Origin of the sequence: Variovorax sp. YR266, assembly GCF_900107295.1 — a bacterium.
GTDB lineage: Bacteria > Pseudomonadota > Gammaproteobacteria > Burkholderiales > Burkholderiaceae_C > Variovorax.
Map to the genome: position 1 here is coordinate 215,163 of NZ_FNPM01000007.1, position 14,251 is coordinate 229,413.

Consider the following 14,251-nt stretch of genomic DNA (forward strand, 5'->3'; position numbering starts at 1 on the left):
CTGGAATCGGATGGCTTCCAAAATATACCTTCTGGATCAAATCGGAACTTCTAACATCGATTCCGTACCCTCACGACGGAGACAAAGTCTTGATTCACGCCTTCCTGCCGCCGCGCGCGGTCGTCCGCGAAGTGGGCCTGCGCGATGGCCTCCAGAGCATTGCCCGCGTACTGCCCACCGAACGCAAGCTCGAATGGATCCGCGACGCGCACGCCGCCGGCCAGCGCGAGATCGAAGTCGGCTCGTTCGTGCCGGCGCACCTGCTGCCGCAATTGGCCGACACGGCCGAGCTGCTGGCATACGCGAAGACGCTGCCGGGGCTCTTCGCCTCGGTGCTCGTGCCCAACCTCAAGGGCGCCGAACGCGCCATTGCGGGCGAGGCCGACCTGATGGTCGTGCCACTCTCGGCCAGCCACGCGCACAGTCTTGCCAACCTGCGCAAGACGCCCGATGAGGTGGTGGCCGAGGTCGGGCGCATGCGCGCGGCGCGCGATGCGGCGGGCTCCAAGACGCTGATCGACGGCGGCGTGGGCACGGCCTTCGGCTGCACGCTGCAAGGCCATGTCGAGCCCGACGAAGTGCTGCGGCTGATGCAGGCGCTGCTCGATGCGGGCGCTGACCGCGTCAGCCTCGCCGACACAGTCGGCTATGCCGATCCGGCGATGGTGCGCAGCCTGTTCGAGCGCGCCTTGCGCATCGCGGGCGACAGGCTGTGGTGCGGGCATTTCCACGACACGCGCGGCATGGGGCTCGCGAATGCGTATGCCGCGCTGGAGGTCGGCATCACACGTTTCGACGCCTGCCTGGCCGGCATCGGCGGCTGCCCGCATGCGCCCGGCGCCAGCGGCAATGTCGACACCGAAGACCTTGTCTTCATGCTCGAGAGCATGGGCGTCGCGACCGGCGTCGATCTGCCGAAGCTGCTCGACCTGCGCCGACGCGTGGCGAGCTGGCTCGAAGGCGAAACCTTGCAGGGCACGGTGTGGCGCGCGGGCTTTCCGAAGACCTTTGCCGCGACGGCGGGAGTCACGGCGTGAGCGCGGCAAAGACCGGAGAAAAGCGACTGCCGCTCACCGGCATCCGTGTGGTCGAGTTCACCCACATGGTCATGGGCCCCACCTGCGGCATGGTGCTCGCGGACCTGGGCGCGGAGGTCATCAAGGTCGAGCCCATCGATGGCGACCGCACGCGACACCTGCTGGGCGCGGGCGCGGGCTTCTTCCCCATGTTCAACCGCAACAAGAAGAGCATCGCGCTCGACCTGCGGCACCCGCAGGGGCTGGAAGCCGCGCTGCGCCTGTGCGCCACGGCCGACGTGGTGGCGCAGAACTTCAAGCCCGGCACCATGGACAAGTACGGCCTGGGCTACGCCGCGCTCGGCAAGCTCAACCCGCGCCTCGTGTACGTCAACCACACGGGCTTCTTGCCCGGCCCTTATGAGCACCGCACTGCGCTCGACGAGGTGGTGCAGATGATGGGCGGGCTGGCCTACATGACCGGCCGCCCCGGTGATCCGCTGCGCGCGGGCACCAGCGTCAACGACATCATGGGCGGCATGTTCGGCGCCATTGGCGCGATCGCCGCGCTGATGCAGCGCGCCGAGACTGGCAAGGGGCAGGAGGTGCAGTCGGCATTGTTCGAGAACAACGTGTTCCTGGTCGGGCAGCACATGCTGCAGTACGCGATCACCGGGCAGGCCGCTGCGCCGATGCCCGATCGCATCTCGGCCTGGGCGCTGTACGACGTGTTCACCGTGAAGAACGGCGAGCAGATATTCCTGGCCGCCGTGAGCGACGCGCAGTGGAAGACCTTCTGCGACGCGCTGGGTTTCGACGACCTGAAGGCCGACCCGGCCCTGCGCACCAACAACGACCGCGTGCGCCTGCGGCCCACGCTGCTGGCCGACTTGCGCGAGCGCCTGGCAGGCCGCTCGGCGGCGGAGCTGTCGGCGATCTTCGAGGCCAGCGGGCTGCCTTTCGCGCCGATCACGCGGCCCGAAGACCTCTACGACGACCCGCACCTGAAAGCCACCGGCGGCCTGGCCGACATTCGCCTGCCGGACGGTGAGCGTGCCGGAGAAATGGCGCAGACGACGCTGTTCCCGATCACGCTCGGTGGCGAGCGCCTCGGTGTGCGGCTGCATCCGCCGACGCTGGGCGAGCACACGCGCGAGCTGCTGGCCGAACTGGGCTACGCGCGCGAGCAGGTCGATGCGCTGCACGCCGAATCGGCCGTAGCCTGAGCAGAGTGACTTTTCAAGAACATAAAGAGAGACAAAACCATGACCCAGACGCTTTCCTCGATGAACCGCCGCGCGGTGCTCGGCCTCGGTGCGTGCGCCGCCGCCGTGGCCGCATGCCCCGCGCTTGCGCAGGGCTCCGACAAACCCATCCGCTTCATCCTGCCGATCAGCGCGGGTTCGGGCGTCGACACCATCGCGCGCGCTGCATCGGTCGCGCTCGGCAAGGCCTTCGGCCAGCCGGTGGTGATCGAGAACCTGCCGGGCGCGGGCGGCATCACCGGCGCCGCGGCCATCGTCAAGGCCGCGCCCGACGGGCTCACGCTGGGCATGGTGTCGAACAACCATGTCATCAACCCGGCGGTGTTCAAGAAGATGCCCTTCGACGCGATCAACGATGTCACGCCGATCAGCGTGGTGGGCGCGACGCCGCTGGTGCTGGTGGTGAACCCGAAGCTGCCCGCGAAGAACGTGAAGGAACTGGTCGCGCTGCTGCGCGCGAAGCCCGAGGGCTACAACTACGCCTCGTCGGGCAACGGCACCATCATTCACCTGGCCGGCGAGATGTTCATGGACGAGGCGGGCGTGAAGGCGCGGCACATTCCCTACAAGGGCACCGGGCCGATGGTGACCGACATGATCGCGGGGCAGGTCGAGATGGGCGTGGTCGCGCTGCCGGCCGTGCAGCAGCACATCAAGAGCGGTGCGCTGCGCGCCATCGGCCTGTGCGGCGCGACGCGTTCGCCGGCTGCGCCGGACATCCCGACCATCGCGGAGCAGGGGCTGCCGAACTACGCGGTCGAAGGCTGGTTCGCGGTGATCGGGCCGCCGAAGATGCAGGCGGCCGATGTCCAGCGTGTGCACGACGCGGTCGCCGCTGCATTCACCAGCGCCGAAGTGCGCGATGCGATGGACAAGCAGGGCAACGTCATCAAGCCCACGACACCGGAGCAGGCCGCGAGCTACTTTCGCAGCGAGGCCGCGCGCTATGCGGCGCTGGTGAAGAAGGCGAACGTGGTGCTTGAGTGAGGAGCGGCTCTTACGCCGGCCCCACAGCGCGATAGAGGGCGCGCACGAAGTCCGACTGCGTGATCATCCCCGCGAGGCGCTTCTCGCCATCGATGATCGGGATGTGGTGGTGCCCGCCCTCGGAGAACAGCGGCACCAGGTCGACCACGGGCCGGTCGGCGCTGGCTACGCGCACCTGCCGCGTCATGATCTGGCCGACCACCTCGGGCTTGTTCGACATCACGGTGCGCGTGGCGCGGATCAGGTCGCGCAGCTTGCCGGCGATGCCCTCGTGATGCTGCAGGTCGAGCTGGCGGAAGAAGTCGGCCTGCGTGACGATGCCGACCACGCGGCGCGTGCGGTCGGTGATGGGCAGGGCCTTGATGCGGCGCTCGTGCATCAGCGCCCACGCTTCCTGCAGCGGCGTGCCGAACTCCACCGAGACCGGCGTGCGCGACATGATGTCGGCGCAGTGCAGCGTGCCCAGGCGCCGCTTGTATGACTCGAGCTCGGTCTGCTGGATCAGCGATTGGAGGTCGTCGCGGCTGATGTCCAGCACCTGGTTGTAGCGGGCCAGCACGGCGTCGATGTCGGCCTGGCTGAAGCGCGCATCGGACGCAGGCGGGCGCGCCACCACCTGCACGTGCGGATAGCGCCGCCCGGTCAGCGAGTTGTAGGCCACGCCGGCCAGCACCAGCAGCAGCGAGTTGGTGAAGAAGGGGAAGAGGGCGGACGAGAAATGCGTGGTGTGCGTCAGCACCGCGAGCAAGGCGGCGGCACCACCCGGTGGGTGCAGGCAGCGTGCGCTGAACATCAGGCCGATGGCAGCAGCCGCTGCAACGGCGGCGCCCAGCGCCGGGTCGGGAATCCAGTTGGCGGCCGCAATGCCGACCACCGCCGACAGCGTGTTGCCGCCGATGACCGACCACGGCTGCGCGAGCGGACTGGCCGGCACAGCAAACACCAGCACGGCGCTGGCGCCCAGCGGCGCGATCAGCCAGACGGAGGCGGCGAGCGGGCCGGCCATCCATCGGCACAGCAGTGCCGTGACCAGCAGGCCGAGGCCCGCACCCGCCACCGCGCGCAGGCGCTCGCGGGCATCGACGGTGGTGCGGCCTGGCAGCCAGGCGCGCGCATGAGTCAGGAATGCTTCGAAGCGCATCGGAAACTCGCCCGCGCTCTCAGCCTTCGTGCGCCACCATGCGCCCGATCTCTGGCCAGCGGTCATGCAGCCACACCCAGGCGACAAGGCCGATGGCGAGCATGCCCATGGAGGTCAGTGCCAGCGCGAGTGTCGAATGCATCACCAGCGGCGCCACCGCGCCGGCCACGATGCCGTTGGCAGTGGAGCCGATCACGGCCTGCAGCGAAGAGGCCATGCCGCGGCGCTCGGGGTGCAGGTCGAGCACCAGCAGCGTGACCACCGGCACCATCAGCGCCCAGCCGAAGGCGAACACCGCCAGCGGCCACAGTGCCCAGGCCACGTGCGCCTGGAAGAAAGTGTTGGCCACCACGTTGACCACCGAGGTGGCCAGCATGATGACGAAGCCGTCGCGGATCTGCCGCTTGGGTGCGACCTTGCCGGCCATGCGGCCGCTGGCGCGCGCGCCGAGCATGATGCCGCCGATGGTCAGCAGGAAGAACCAGAAGAACTGCTGCGGCTGCAGCGCGAGGTGGTCGCCGAGGAATGCGGGCGCGGCCAGCACGTAGAGGAACATGCCGTTGAAGGGCACGCCGCTCGCAAAGGCCAGCAGCAGGAAGCGCGGGTCGGAGCACAGGTCCCAGTAGCCGCGCATCAGGTGCCGCACCTGGAAGGGCTGGCGGTGGTCCTTGTGCAGCGTCTCGGGCAGCAGCTTGTAGTTGGCAGTGAACAGCACCACGCCCACCGCCACCAGAAACCAGAACACCGCATGCCAGCCCGCGTGCACGAACAGGAAGCCGCCCACGATGGGCGCGATGGCCGGTGCCACGCCGAAGTAGATCGTGACCTGGCTCATGACCCGCTGCGCCTCGGCAGGCGGGAACATGTCGCGGATCACCGCGCGCGAGACCACGATGCCGGCGCCGGTCGACAGGCCCTGCAGCCCGCGGAACAGCACCAGCTGCGTGATGTTCTGCGAGAGCGCACAGCCCAGCGAGGCCAGCGTGAACACAGCCAGGCCCCACAGCACCACGGGGCGGCGGCCGAAGCTGTCCGACAGCGCGCCGTGGAACAGGTTCATGAACGCGAAGCCGAACAGGTAGGCCGAGAGCGTCTGCTGCATCTCGGCCGGCGTCGCGCCGATGGATTGCGCAATGCCCGAGAAGGCCGGGATGTAGGTGTCGATGGAAAAGGGCCCGAGCATGCCGAGCACCGCGAGCAGCACGGCAAGCGCCCAGCGCGGGGCCTGCCAGAGTTTGTCTGCATCGGGATTCATGAGGTTTGCTCCGTTCTTTTTATCGCGAAGGCCAAAAAAGAAAGCGCCCTTGCGGGCGCCTCCTCGTCGGGAAATACCGGGAGACCGGCTTAGAGCGTATCAATAAAGCTGCGCAGCTTGTCCGAACGCGACGGATGCTTGAGCTTGCGCAGTGCCTTCGCCTCGATCTGGCGGATGCGCTCGCGGGTCACGTCGAACTGCTTGCCGACTTCTTCCAGCGTGTGGTCCGTGCTCATTTCGATGCCGAAGCGCATGCGCAGCACCTTGGCTTCGCGCGGCGTGAGGCTGTCGAGGATGTCCTTGACCACGTCGCGCAGGCCGGCCTGCATCGCGGCTTCGATAGGAGCCGTGTTGCTGCTGTCCTCGATGAAGTCGCCCAGGTGCGAATCGTCGTCGTCGCCGATGGGGGTTTCCATCGAGATCGGCTCCTTCGCGATCTTCATGATCTTGCGGATCTTGTCTTCCGGAATCTCCATCTTCGCGGCCAGGATGCCGGCGTCGGGCTCGAAGCCGAACTCCTGCAAGTGCTGGCGCGAAATGCGGTTCATCTTGTTGATCGTCTCGATCATGTGCACCGGGATGCGGATGGTGCGCGCCTGGTCGGCAATCGAGCGGGTGATGGCCTGGCGGATCCACCACGTGGCGTACGTCGAGAATTTGTAGCCGCGACGGTATTCGAACTTGTCGACCGCCTTCATCAGGCCGATGTTGCCTTCCTGGATCAAATCGAGGAACTGCAGGCCGCGGTTGGTGTACTTCTTGGCGATGGAGATCACGAGGCGCAGGTTGGCCTCGATCATTTCCTTCTTGGCATCGCGCGAAGACGATTCGCCTTCGTTCATGCGCTTGTTGATGTCCTTCAGCTCGGACAGCGGCACCACCACGCGCGACTGGATGTCGGCGAGCTTCTGCTGCAACTCCTGCACTGGCGGGATGTTGCGCGCGAGCACCGTGCTCCAAGGCTTGCCGGCGGCGGCCTGCTTCTCGACCCACTTGAGGTTGAGCAGGTTGGAGGCGATGCGGTTGCCGTTCTTGTCGTAGCCGCTGAAGTCGCGGATGAACTCGTCCTGCGGGAAGCCGCACTTGTCCACGATGATGCGGCGCAGTTCGCGTTCCTTCTTGCGAACGTCGTCCACCTGCGTGCGCACCAGGTCGCACAGCTTCTCGATGGTCTTGGCGGTGAAGCGGATGGTCATCAGCTCGTCCGACACGGCCTGCTGGGCCTTGACGTACGCCGGCGTGCCGTAGCCTTCCTTCTCGTAGATCTTGTGGATCTTCTCGAACATGCTGGCGATGCGGTCGAAGCGATCGAGCGCTTCACGCTTGAGTTCTTCGAGCTTCTTGGTCAGGGCCTTGGAGCCGCCCTTGCCGTCGTCGTCGTCTTCCTCGTCGAATTCGTCGAAGTCTTCTTCGGCCACGTAGTCGTCGGCCTCGTTGGGGTTCGAGAAGCCGTCGACGATGGTCGAGATGACGACCTTGCCTTCACGGATCGTTGCGGCCATTTCGAGGATCGCGGCGATGGTGGCGGGGGAGGCCGAAATGGCTTCCATCATGGCCATCAGGCCGCCTTCGATGCGCTTGGCGATTTCGATTTCGCCTTCGCGCGTCAGCAGCTCGACCGTGCCCATTTCGCGCATGTACATGCGGACCGGGTCGGTGGTGCGGCCGAATTCGCTGTCCACCGTGGAGAGCGCGGCTTCGGCTTCTTCCTCGGCTTCTTCCACCGTGGTGGCGGTGGGCGCGGTGTTGTTCAGCAGCAGGGTTTCGGCGTCGGGCGTCTGCTCGTACACCGCCACGCCCATGTCGTTGAGCATGGTGACCACGACTTCCATGGTCTCGGCGTCGACCAGCTTGTCGGGCAAGTGGTCGGAGATTTCGCCGTGCGTGAGGTAGCCGCGGGTCTTGCCCAGCGTGATCAGGGTCTTCAGGCGCGAGCGGCGCTTGGCCAGGTCTTCTTCGGAGAGCACGGTCTCGTCGAGGCCGAACTCCTTCATCAAGGCGCGTTCCTTCGCCTTGCTGATCTTCATGCGCAGCGGCTTGACCTTCTCTTCGGTGGTCGTCGCAACCGCGGGCTCGTCGCCGGCCAGGTCGTCCTCGATGTCCGACAGGTCGACGTCGCTCTCGGGGGCTTCCTTGTCAGCCTTGGGCTTGCGGCCGCGCTTGGCGCCGGTGGCGGGCGTGGCGGCGCCGGCGGCCTTGGGCGGGCGGCCGACTTTCTTGGCTGCGGGGGCGGCTGCTTTTTTGGGATCGTCGAGAGAGGTCGATTTCGTGGGCACGGTTTTCACTTTCGTTGCGGCTGCCGATTTGGATGCGGCGGCGGCCGTCTTGGTTGCCGGCTTCGCGCCGGCTTTCAACGGTTTTTCTGCTGCGGGCTTGGTGGCGACGCTTTTGGCAAGTGAAGGAGCAGGCTTCTTTGAACTGGGCATACGACCTCGTTACGGCAAGAAAGAACAAGCGGGATCACAGGCGCACCGTCACGCGGACAGCGCCACCACAGCCCGTGCACAGGCACGGACTAAAAACAAATGGGAAAGAGGAATTAATTCCTCAACAGGCAAGATGTCGGGCGAACATTTGGTATGCAGTCCTTGCGGTTATTGACCCTTTCCGCCGGAATTTACCGTTGGAGTGCGTTGCGCTAGGGGTCGGCCCGGAGGTGCTGCTGTCGCTCTTGCCTAATTTCGCCAGTTGCGAAGCCCTACATTATAGCGTGTTGCGCAAATTTCAAGCAGTTTCTGAACCCGAGGCGCGCAGACGGGCGCGCAATTCGAGCCGGCGGGTTTCCAGCGCCTTGTAGCGTTCCAGGGCCTTCGGGTCTTTTCCCACCGCGGCGATGGCCTCGCTCTGCTGGGCCTTGAGAAGGTCGTCGAGCATGAAATCGAGCACGCTGGAGAGTTCGCGGGCGGCGTCGGCCAGGTGCTGCGCCTCCTCGCCCTCGGGCACCGGACCGGCCTCGGAGACGGACATCAGCCGCTCGGCCAGCGGCTCGAAGTCGAGTCCGCGCATGCCTTCGCGCAGGGCCGCCCAGGGCTGGACGCCGTGCTCGTGCAGCTGGCTGTCGAGCCAGGTGAAGAGCGCGCCGTGCGAGCCGGGCAGGTCGCACAACATCACGTGGAGCTCGTGCGACAGGGCTTCCCATTGCGCCATGTTCGACAGCAGCAGCCGCACCGCCACATCCGGGCGGCTGGGCGGGGCACCGCGTCCGCGCAGGGGCTCGATGGGTTCCTCGAACTTGCCGCCCCAGCGCTTGCCCTTGACGAACTTGCGCGGCTGGAACTTGGGCTTGCTATCGCTTTCATAGCGCGGCGGTTCAAAGTCCTGCGGCGGGGGCATGTCCGGGTAGTAGTCGTCACCGCCACCGCCACCACCGCCGCCGTAGCCGGAGGGCTCGCCTTGGCGCTGCGGCGCGGGTGCGCCGCCGGCCTTGCGCGGGCCCGGCGTGGAGGCCCAGAGTTCCGACAGCGCCGGCGCGTCGAGCTGCACCAGCGTCGCGATCTCGCTCAGCAGCTGTCGCTTGAGGGCACCGTCGGGCATGGCGCTCCAGAGTGGGCGCACGTTGCTCGTCATGTGGGCGCGGCCCTCGGCGGTGGTCAGGTCGCAGCCTTCGCGGGCGGCTTCGAGCATGAAGCGCGACAGCGGCGTGGCCTCGTTGACGAAGCGGGCGAAGGCCTCGGCGCCGTGCTCGCGGATGAAGCTGTCGGGGTCGTGCTCGGCTGGCAGGAACAAAAACTTGATGCTGCGCACGTCGGTGGCGTAGGGCAGGGCACCGTCGAGCGCCTTGCGCGCGGCGCGGCGGCCGGCGGCGTCGCCGTCGAAGCTGAACACCACCGATTCGGTGAAGCGGAAGAGCTTCTGCACGTGCTCCGTGGTGCAGGCGGTGCCGAGCGTGGCCACCGCGTTCGGAAAACCGAGCTGGGCCAGCGCCACCACGTCCATGTAGCCCTCGGTGACGAGCGCATAGCCGCGGTCGCGGAAGGCGGCGCGGGCTTCATAAAGGCCGTAGAGCTCGCGGCCCTTGCTGAACACGGGCGTTTCGGGCGAGTTCAGGTACTTGGGCTTCTCGTCGCCCAGCACGCGCCCGCCGAAGCCTATGCATTCGCCCTTCACGTTGCGGATCGGGAACATCACGCGGTCGCGGAAGCGGTCGTAGCGCTTGGCTTCTTCGTCGCTGAGCTTGCCTTCCTCGTTGTTGACGATCACCAGTCCGCTCTCGGCGAGCAGCGGGTCGTCGTAGTCGGGGAAGACGCTGGCCAGCGCGCGCCAGCCGGCCGGCGCATAGCCGATGCCGAACTGCTTGGCCACCTCGCCCGAGACGCCGCGGCCCTTCAGATATTCGATGGCGCCAGGCGCCTGCCGCAGGTGCTTGCGGTAGGCGTCGCCGGCTTTTTCGAGTACGTCGGTCAGCGTGGCCTGCTTCTGGCGCTGGCTGGCGGCGCGGGCGCGCTCGGCGGGGGAGGCGTCGTCCTCGGGCACCTGCAGGCCGTACTGGCCGGCCAGGTCGTGCACCGCCTCGACAAAGCCCATGCCCGCATGCTCCATCAGAAAGCCGATGGCGTTGCCATGCACCCCGCAGCCGAAGCAGTGATAGAACTGCTTGGTCGGGCTGACGGAGAAAGAGGGCGATTTCTCACCGTGGAACGGGCACAGCCCCATGAAATTGGCGCCGGCCTTCTTGAGCTGCACATAACGGCCGACGATCTCGACCACATCGGCGCGCGCGATGAGTTCCTGGATGAATGAAGCGGGGATGGTCATGTAGGCGAAGAGCGGCAAATCATACGCAAGCGGGCGAAGGCTGGCGGCCGGACGGCATACTGAAAGCGACCGGAATCCATGCATGACGATGCCCAAACCCCTGCAACACATCGCGCCGCTGCTGCGCCACCCCCTGAGATTCGCCTGGGATGCGCTCAAGGAATTTCGCGCCAACCAGGGGCTGCTGCTCGCAGGGGCGGTGGCGTACTACGCGCTGCTTTCCATCGTGCCGCTGCTGATCGTGAGCGTGATCGCGCTGTCGCACGTCATCGAGCAGGCCGAACTGCTGCGCACCATCGGACAGTACCTGGGCTGGCTGCTGCCGGGGCAGTCGAAAGCCATCGTGGCCGAACTGTCGAGCTTCCTGGACCACCGCGACGTGCTGGGGCCGGTGCTGCTGGTGACGATGCTTTTCTTCAGCTCGCTGGCCTTCAGCGTGCTCGAAAGCGCCATGGCGGTGATCTTTCACCACCGCAAGGCCGACCACAAGCGCCACTTCCTGGTGTCGGTGGCCATGCCCTACATCTACATCCTGTGCCTGTGCGTGGGGCTGCTGCTGGTTACGCTGGTGTCGGGCGCGTTGCAGCTGGTGGGACGGGAAAGTGTCGACCTGCTGGGGCGCAGCTGGTCGCTGTCGGGCGTTTCGGGGCTGCTGCTGTACCTGCTGGGGCTGGGCGGCGAGATCTTCATGCTGACCTCGCTCTACCTCGTGATGCCGGCCGGGCGCATGTCGCTGCGCCATGCGCTGCTGGGCGGCGTGACGGCCGCGCTGCTGTGGGAGGCCACGCGGCGCGTGCTGATCTGGTACTTCTCGACCTTGTCGCAGGTGAACGTGGTCTATGGCTCGCTCACCACGGCCATCGTGGTGCTGCTGAGCCTGGAGATCGCCGCCACGCTGGTGCTGCTCGGGGCCCAGGTGATCGCGAACTACGAGCGCCTGGACCGCACCGGCAGCGCGAAGCTGCCAGCCTCCGAGGTCAGCGGGGAGCCAATCGAATCGCTCCGTCCAGGCGAATCACCTCGCCGTTGAGCATGTCGTTCTCGATGATGTGCTTGGCGAGCTTGGCATAGTCCTCGGGCGTGCCCAGGCGGGAAGGGAAGGGCACGCTGGCGGCCAGCGCGTCCTGCACTTCCTGCGGCATGCCGAACAGCATGGGTGTGCCGAAGATGCCGGGGGCGATGGTCATGTTGCGGATGCCGCTGCGCGCGAGGTCGCGGGCGATGGGCAGCGTCATGCCGACCACGCCGCCCTTCGAGGCGCTGTAGGCCGCTTGGCCGATCTGCCCGTCGTAGGCTGCGACAGAGGCGGTGGAAATCAGCACGCCGCGCTCGCCCGTGGCTTCGGGCTCGTTCTTGCCCATGGCGTCGGCCGCGAGCCGGATCATGTTGAAGCTGCCGATCAGGTTGACCGTGACGGTCTTGCTGAACACGGCCAGCGCGTGCGGGCCATTCTTGCCCACCGTCTTCTCGGCCGGCGCAATGCCAGCGCAGTTGACGAGGCCGACCAGCTTGCCAAGCTTGAGTGCGGCGGCCACGGCCGCCTGGCCGTCGGCTTCCTGGCTCACGTCGCACTTGACGAACACGCCGCCAATTTCCTTTGCAACGGCTTCGCCCTTGTCAGCCTGCATGTCGGCGATCACCACCTTGGCGCCGTTGGCGGCCAGCATGCGCGCCGTGCCTTCGCCGAGGCCCGAAGCGCCACCGGTCACGATAAAAACCTTGCCATCGATCTGCATTGAAGTCTCCTGGATGAGACCGGCATTATCGAAGACGCCCCGCCAGGCCAAAAAAAAGGCCTCATCCGAGGATGAGGCCCTGAATTGGATCCGTGAGGACCCAAGGAGACAACTGGTGGTGGTCGGCGGCTTAGCGCTTGCGCGAAGCGGTGGCGGTCTTCGCGGCGGCGACGGCTTGGGTCGACACGGCGTTGAAGTTGGCTTCGGCGACGTCCGACGCTTGCTTGACGGCCTTTTGAACCGATTCGAAAGCGTTGTTGGCGGCAGCCACTGCGCTCTTCAGCACGGCAACGGCGGTTTCCGAACCGGCGGGGGCGTTCTTGGAAGCGCTGTCGACCAGGCCGACGAAGGCTTGCTGGGCTTCAGCAGCCTTGGCTTCGAAAGCCTTGGAGAACTCGGCGCCGGTGCCTTGGGCGATGTCGTACAGGTGACGGCTGTAGGCAGCGGTCTTTTCAGCCAGGGGCTGGAACAGGCTGGCTTGCAGCGTCAGCAGTTCTTGTGCGTCCTTGACGCTCAGGGCAGCCTGGGCGGTGTTCTGGGCTTCGGCCAGGGCGGCCTTCGAAGCGGTCACGTTCAGTTCGACGAGCTTCTCGACGCCTTCGAAAGCCTTGGTGGTCAGGCCGAACAGGGTTTCGAGGTTTGCTTTTTGGGCGGCGAGGATTTGGTCAGCGGTCAGGGCCATTTGGGATCTCCAGAAGGGATGATTGAGTGGTCGGTTCACGTTGCGCTGTCTCGCCGTCTATGTTGCGGTGCAGCATGGCCTCAAGTATAGGCAGCTGAGTTTTGCGATCAAGGGGTTTTTGCTGCCCTGCAGCAATTTAGAAGCCGTCTTCTAAATTCGGCCGCCGGGCGGGCCCGTTCAAGTCCAAAGCCGCCTTCGACGGCAACGGCCGCTGGCAAAATGCCGCGCGATGAGCAGCGCCCCCACCAAACCCACCCCGCACGCGCGCAGCAGCTATCGCGCGTTTCGCAGCATCCCGACGCGCTGGGCCGACAACGACATGTACGGCCACGTCAACAACGTCGTCTATTACAGCTGGTTCGATACGGCGGTGAATGCTTTGCTGATCGAGCGCGGCGCGCTCGACATCCACCAGGGCCAGGTCATCGGCTTCGTGGTGGAGACGCAGTGCAACTACTTTGCGCCGATCGCGTTCCCGCAGACGGTGGAGGCGGGCATTCGGGTGGCCCAGGCGGGCCGATCGAGCGTGCGATACGAGATTGCGTTGTTCGCCGAAGGGGCTGACACCGCCGCGGCGCAAGGCCACTTCGTCCACGTCTACGTGGACCGCGCCACGCAGCGGCCAGTGGCGCTGCCCGAGGCGCTGCAGCGGGTGGTCGATTCGCTCAGGAACTGACCTGAGCAACCGAGGCCACCCGCCGCGAAGACCTTACATGGCCTTCTTCATGGCCTTGATGTCGGCCTTGCCCTGAGCTTCATCAGCCTTGGCCTGCTTCACGCATGCGGTCTTGGCTTCGCCCTTCTGGTCGTCGCACTTTTCCTTCGCGACTTCGTAGGCGGCCTTCACCTTCTCTTCAGCCACGTTGCGGGCGTGGCTGTCGCTCGGCTGGTACTGCTGCTCGAGCTCCGCCTTGGCAACGTCTTCCTTGCCCTTGGCTTCCTTCTGGCAGACGTCCTTGGCGTTGTCCTTCATCGTGTCGCACTGGGCCTTGGCGACCTTGTAGTCGGCCTCGATCTTTTCCTTGGCGACCTTGTATTCGTCCTTGGTCATGGCGCTGGCCTGCGTGGCCACGAAGCAGGCGGAGGCGAGAGCCAGCATGAGGAGGTGCTTTTTCATGGTTGTTTTCCTTCGGGGAGTTGATGAAATCGAGGGGGCGCTCAGCGCTCAGTAGCGTTCGAACCAGAGTGCGTCCGGCGTGCGGCCGTCGCGCGATTCCCAGTCCTTGACCTGCTTTTCGGCTTCCTCGCGGCTGATGCCGTGGCGTTCCTGGATGCGGCCGAGCAGCTGGTCGCGCTTGCCGGCGATGACGTCGAAGTCGTCGTCCGTCAGCTTTCCCCATTGCTCCTTGACCTTGCCCTTGAGCTGTTTCCAGTTGCCTTCGATGGTGTCCTTGTTCATGCGAATCTCCTTTGA

14 protein-coding genes are annotated in these 14,251 nt (G+C 66.0%); 6 read left to right on the top strand and 8 right to left on the bottom strand.

The genetic code is table 11. The features are described from left to right. Positions 1 to 89 precede the first annotated feature (89 nt). Genes BLW48_RS19580 through BLW48_RS19590 form a run of 3 tightly spaced genes read left to right on the top strand, consistent with a single transcriptional unit; the run spans position 90 to position 3,268 of the window. Positions 90 to 1,037, top strand: a complete 948-nt coding sequence (locus BLW48_RS19580) for a hydroxymethylglutaryl-CoA lyase (protein ID WP_093077735.1) — start codon at positions 90 to 92, stop codon at positions 1,035 to 1,037. Then, entirely contained in the window at positions 1,034 to 2,242 is a 1,209-nt protein-coding gene (locus tag BLW48_RS19585) for a CaiB/BaiF CoA transferase family protein (protein WP_093077733.1), read from the top strand. Before BLW48_RS19580 ends, BLW48_RS19585 begins: the two co-directional genes overlap by 4 nt. Positions 2,243 to 2,281: 39 nt before the next feature. Next, positions 2,282 to 3,268, top strand: coding sequence for a tripartite tricarboxylate transporter substrate binding protein (locus BLW48_RS19590; RefSeq protein ID WP_093077731.1), 987 nt, complete (start codon positions 2,282 to 2,284; stop codon positions 3,266 to 3,268). A 10-nt stretch (positions 3,269 to 3,278) separates the two neighbouring features. On the opposite strand, the gene BLW48_RS19595 is transcribed toward BLW48_RS19590, so the two are convergent. From BLW48_RS19595 to rpoD, 3 genes are all read right to left on the bottom strand, one after another. Continuing rightward, entirely contained in the window at positions 3,279 to 4,409 is a 1,131-nt protein-coding gene (locus tag BLW48_RS19595) for an HPP family protein (protein ID WP_093177031.1), read from the bottom strand. A gap of 19 nt (positions 4,410 to 4,428) precedes the next feature. Next, positions 4,429 to 5,664 carry a multidrug effflux MFS transporter gene (locus BLW48_RS19600; protein WP_093051261.1) on the bottom strand — a complete coding sequence of 412 codons (1,236 nt, stop codon included), beginning with the start codon at positions 5,662 to 5,664 and terminating at the stop codon, positions 4,429 to 4,431. A gap of 89 nt (positions 5,665 to 5,753) precedes the next feature. Beyond that, positions 5,754 to 7,940 (bottom strand): RNA polymerase sigma factor RpoD, encoded by a 2,187-nt coding sequence (gene rpoD, locus BLW48_RS19605; protein WP_256216814.1) that lies wholly within the window; start codon positions 7,938 to 7,940, stop codon positions 5,754 to 5,756. On the opposite strand from rpoD, the gene BLW48_RS35840 reads away from it, so the two are divergent. Then, positions 7,933 to 8,265, top strand: a complete 333-nt coding sequence (locus BLW48_RS35840) for a hypothetical protein (protein WP_256216812.1) — start codon at positions 7,933 to 7,935, stop codon at positions 8,263 to 8,265. The two genes, rpoD and BLW48_RS35840, sit on opposite strands and share 8 nt — an antisense overlap. Before the next feature lie 123 nt (positions 8,266 to 8,388). Here the strand turns inward: BLW48_RS35840 and dnaG are convergent, their stop codons facing one another. After that, the gene (gene dnaG / locus BLW48_RS19610) at positions 8,389 to 10,419 is read right to left on the bottom strand and encodes a DNA primase (RefSeq protein WP_093051854.1); all 2,031 of its coding nucleotides are present in this window, start codon (positions 10,417 to 10,419) and stop codon (positions 8,389 to 8,391) included. 82 nt (positions 10,420 to 10,501) lie between these two features. On the opposite strand from dnaG, the gene BLW48_RS19615 reads away from it, so the two are divergent. Beyond that, positions 10,502 to 11,449, top strand: coding sequence for a YihY/virulence factor BrkB family protein (locus tag BLW48_RS19615; protein WP_093177033.1), 948 nt, complete (start codon positions 10,502 to 10,504; stop codon positions 11,447 to 11,449). Here BLW48_RS19615 and BLW48_RS19620 read toward each other — a convergent pair. Both BLW48_RS19620 and BLW48_RS19625 read right to left on the bottom strand, forming a co-directional pair. After that, positions 11,397 to 12,155 carry a 3-hydroxyacyl-CoA dehydrogenase gene (locus tag BLW48_RS19620; protein ID WP_093051251.1) on the bottom strand — a complete coding sequence of 253 codons (759 nt, stop codon included), beginning with the start codon at positions 12,153 to 12,155 and terminating at the stop codon, positions 11,397 to 11,399. The genes BLW48_RS19615 and BLW48_RS19620 overlap by 53 nt on opposite strands. A gap of 130 nt (positions 12,156 to 12,285) precedes the next feature. After that, positions 12,286 to 12,837, bottom strand: a complete 552-nt coding sequence (locus BLW48_RS19625; RefSeq protein ID WP_093077725.1) for a phasin family protein — start codon at positions 12,835 to 12,837, stop codon at positions 12,286 to 12,288. Between the two features lie 229 nt (positions 12,838 to 13,066). On the opposite strand from BLW48_RS19625, the gene BLW48_RS19630 reads away from it, so the two are divergent. Then, positions 13,067 to 13,513, top strand: a complete 447-nt coding sequence (locus tag BLW48_RS19630) for an acyl-CoA thioesterase (RefSeq protein ID WP_093077723.1) — start codon at positions 13,067 to 13,069, stop codon at positions 13,511 to 13,513. Positions 13,514 to 13,546: 33 nt separating this feature from the next. Here the strand turns inward: BLW48_RS19630 and BLW48_RS19635 are convergent, their stop codons facing one another. Together BLW48_RS19635 and BLW48_RS19640 are read right to left on the bottom strand one after the other, a co-directional pair. After that, a complete protein-coding gene (locus BLW48_RS19635) occupies positions 13,547 to 13,954 on the bottom strand; it encodes a hypothetical protein (RefSeq protein ID WP_093177034.1) in 408 nt (135 codons plus the stop codon). A 48-nt stretch (positions 13,955 to 14,002) separates the two neighbouring features. After that, a complete protein-coding gene (locus tag BLW48_RS19640; RefSeq protein WP_093177036.1) occupies positions 14,003 to 14,236 on the bottom strand; it encodes a CsbD family protein in 234 nt (77 codons plus the stop codon). Positions 14,237 to 14,251: the final 15 nt, after the last annotated feature.

Excerpts from the sequence above, each read along its gene's own strand:
- BLW48_RS19590 (WP_093077731.1), top strand. The coding sequence starts at position 2,282 with ATGACCCAGACGCTTTCCTCGATGAACCGCCGCGCGGTGCTCGGCCTC.
- BLW48_RS19595 (WP_093177031.1), bottom strand. The coding sequence starts at position 4,409 with ATGCGCTTCGAAGCATTCCTGACTCATGCGCGCGCCTGGCTGCCAGGC.
- BLW48_RS19600 (WP_093051261.1), bottom strand. The coding sequence starts at position 5,664 with ATGAATCCCGATGCAGACAAACTCTGGCAGGCCCCGCGCTGGGCGCTT.
- dnaG (WP_093051854.1), bottom strand. The coding sequence starts at position 10,419 with ATGACCATCCCCGCTTCATTCATCCAGGAACTCATCGCGCGCGCCGAT.
- BLW48_RS19615 (WP_093177033.1), top strand. The coding sequence starts at position 10,502 with ATGACGATGCCCAAACCCCTGCAACACATCGCGCCGCTGCTGCGCCAC.
- BLW48_RS19620 (WP_093051251.1), bottom strand. The coding sequence starts at position 12,155 with ATGCAGATCGATGGCAAGGTTTTTATCGTGACCGGTGGCGCTTCGGGC.
- BLW48_RS19625 (WP_093077725.1), bottom strand. The coding sequence starts at position 12,837 with ATGGCCCTGACCGCTGACCAAATCCTCGCCGCCCAAAAAGCAAACCTC.
- BLW48_RS19630 (WP_093077723.1), top strand. The coding sequence starts at position 13,067 with ATGAGCAGCGCCCCCACCAAACCCACCCCGCACGCGCGCAGCAGCTAT.
- BLW48_RS19635 (WP_093177034.1), bottom strand. The coding sequence starts at position 13,954 with ATGAAAAAGCACCTCCTCATGCTGGCTCTCGCCTCCGCCTGCTTCGTG.
- BLW48_RS19640 (WP_093177036.1), bottom strand. The coding sequence starts at position 14,236 with ATGAACAAGGACACCATCGAAGGCAACTGGAAACAGCTCAAGGGCAAG.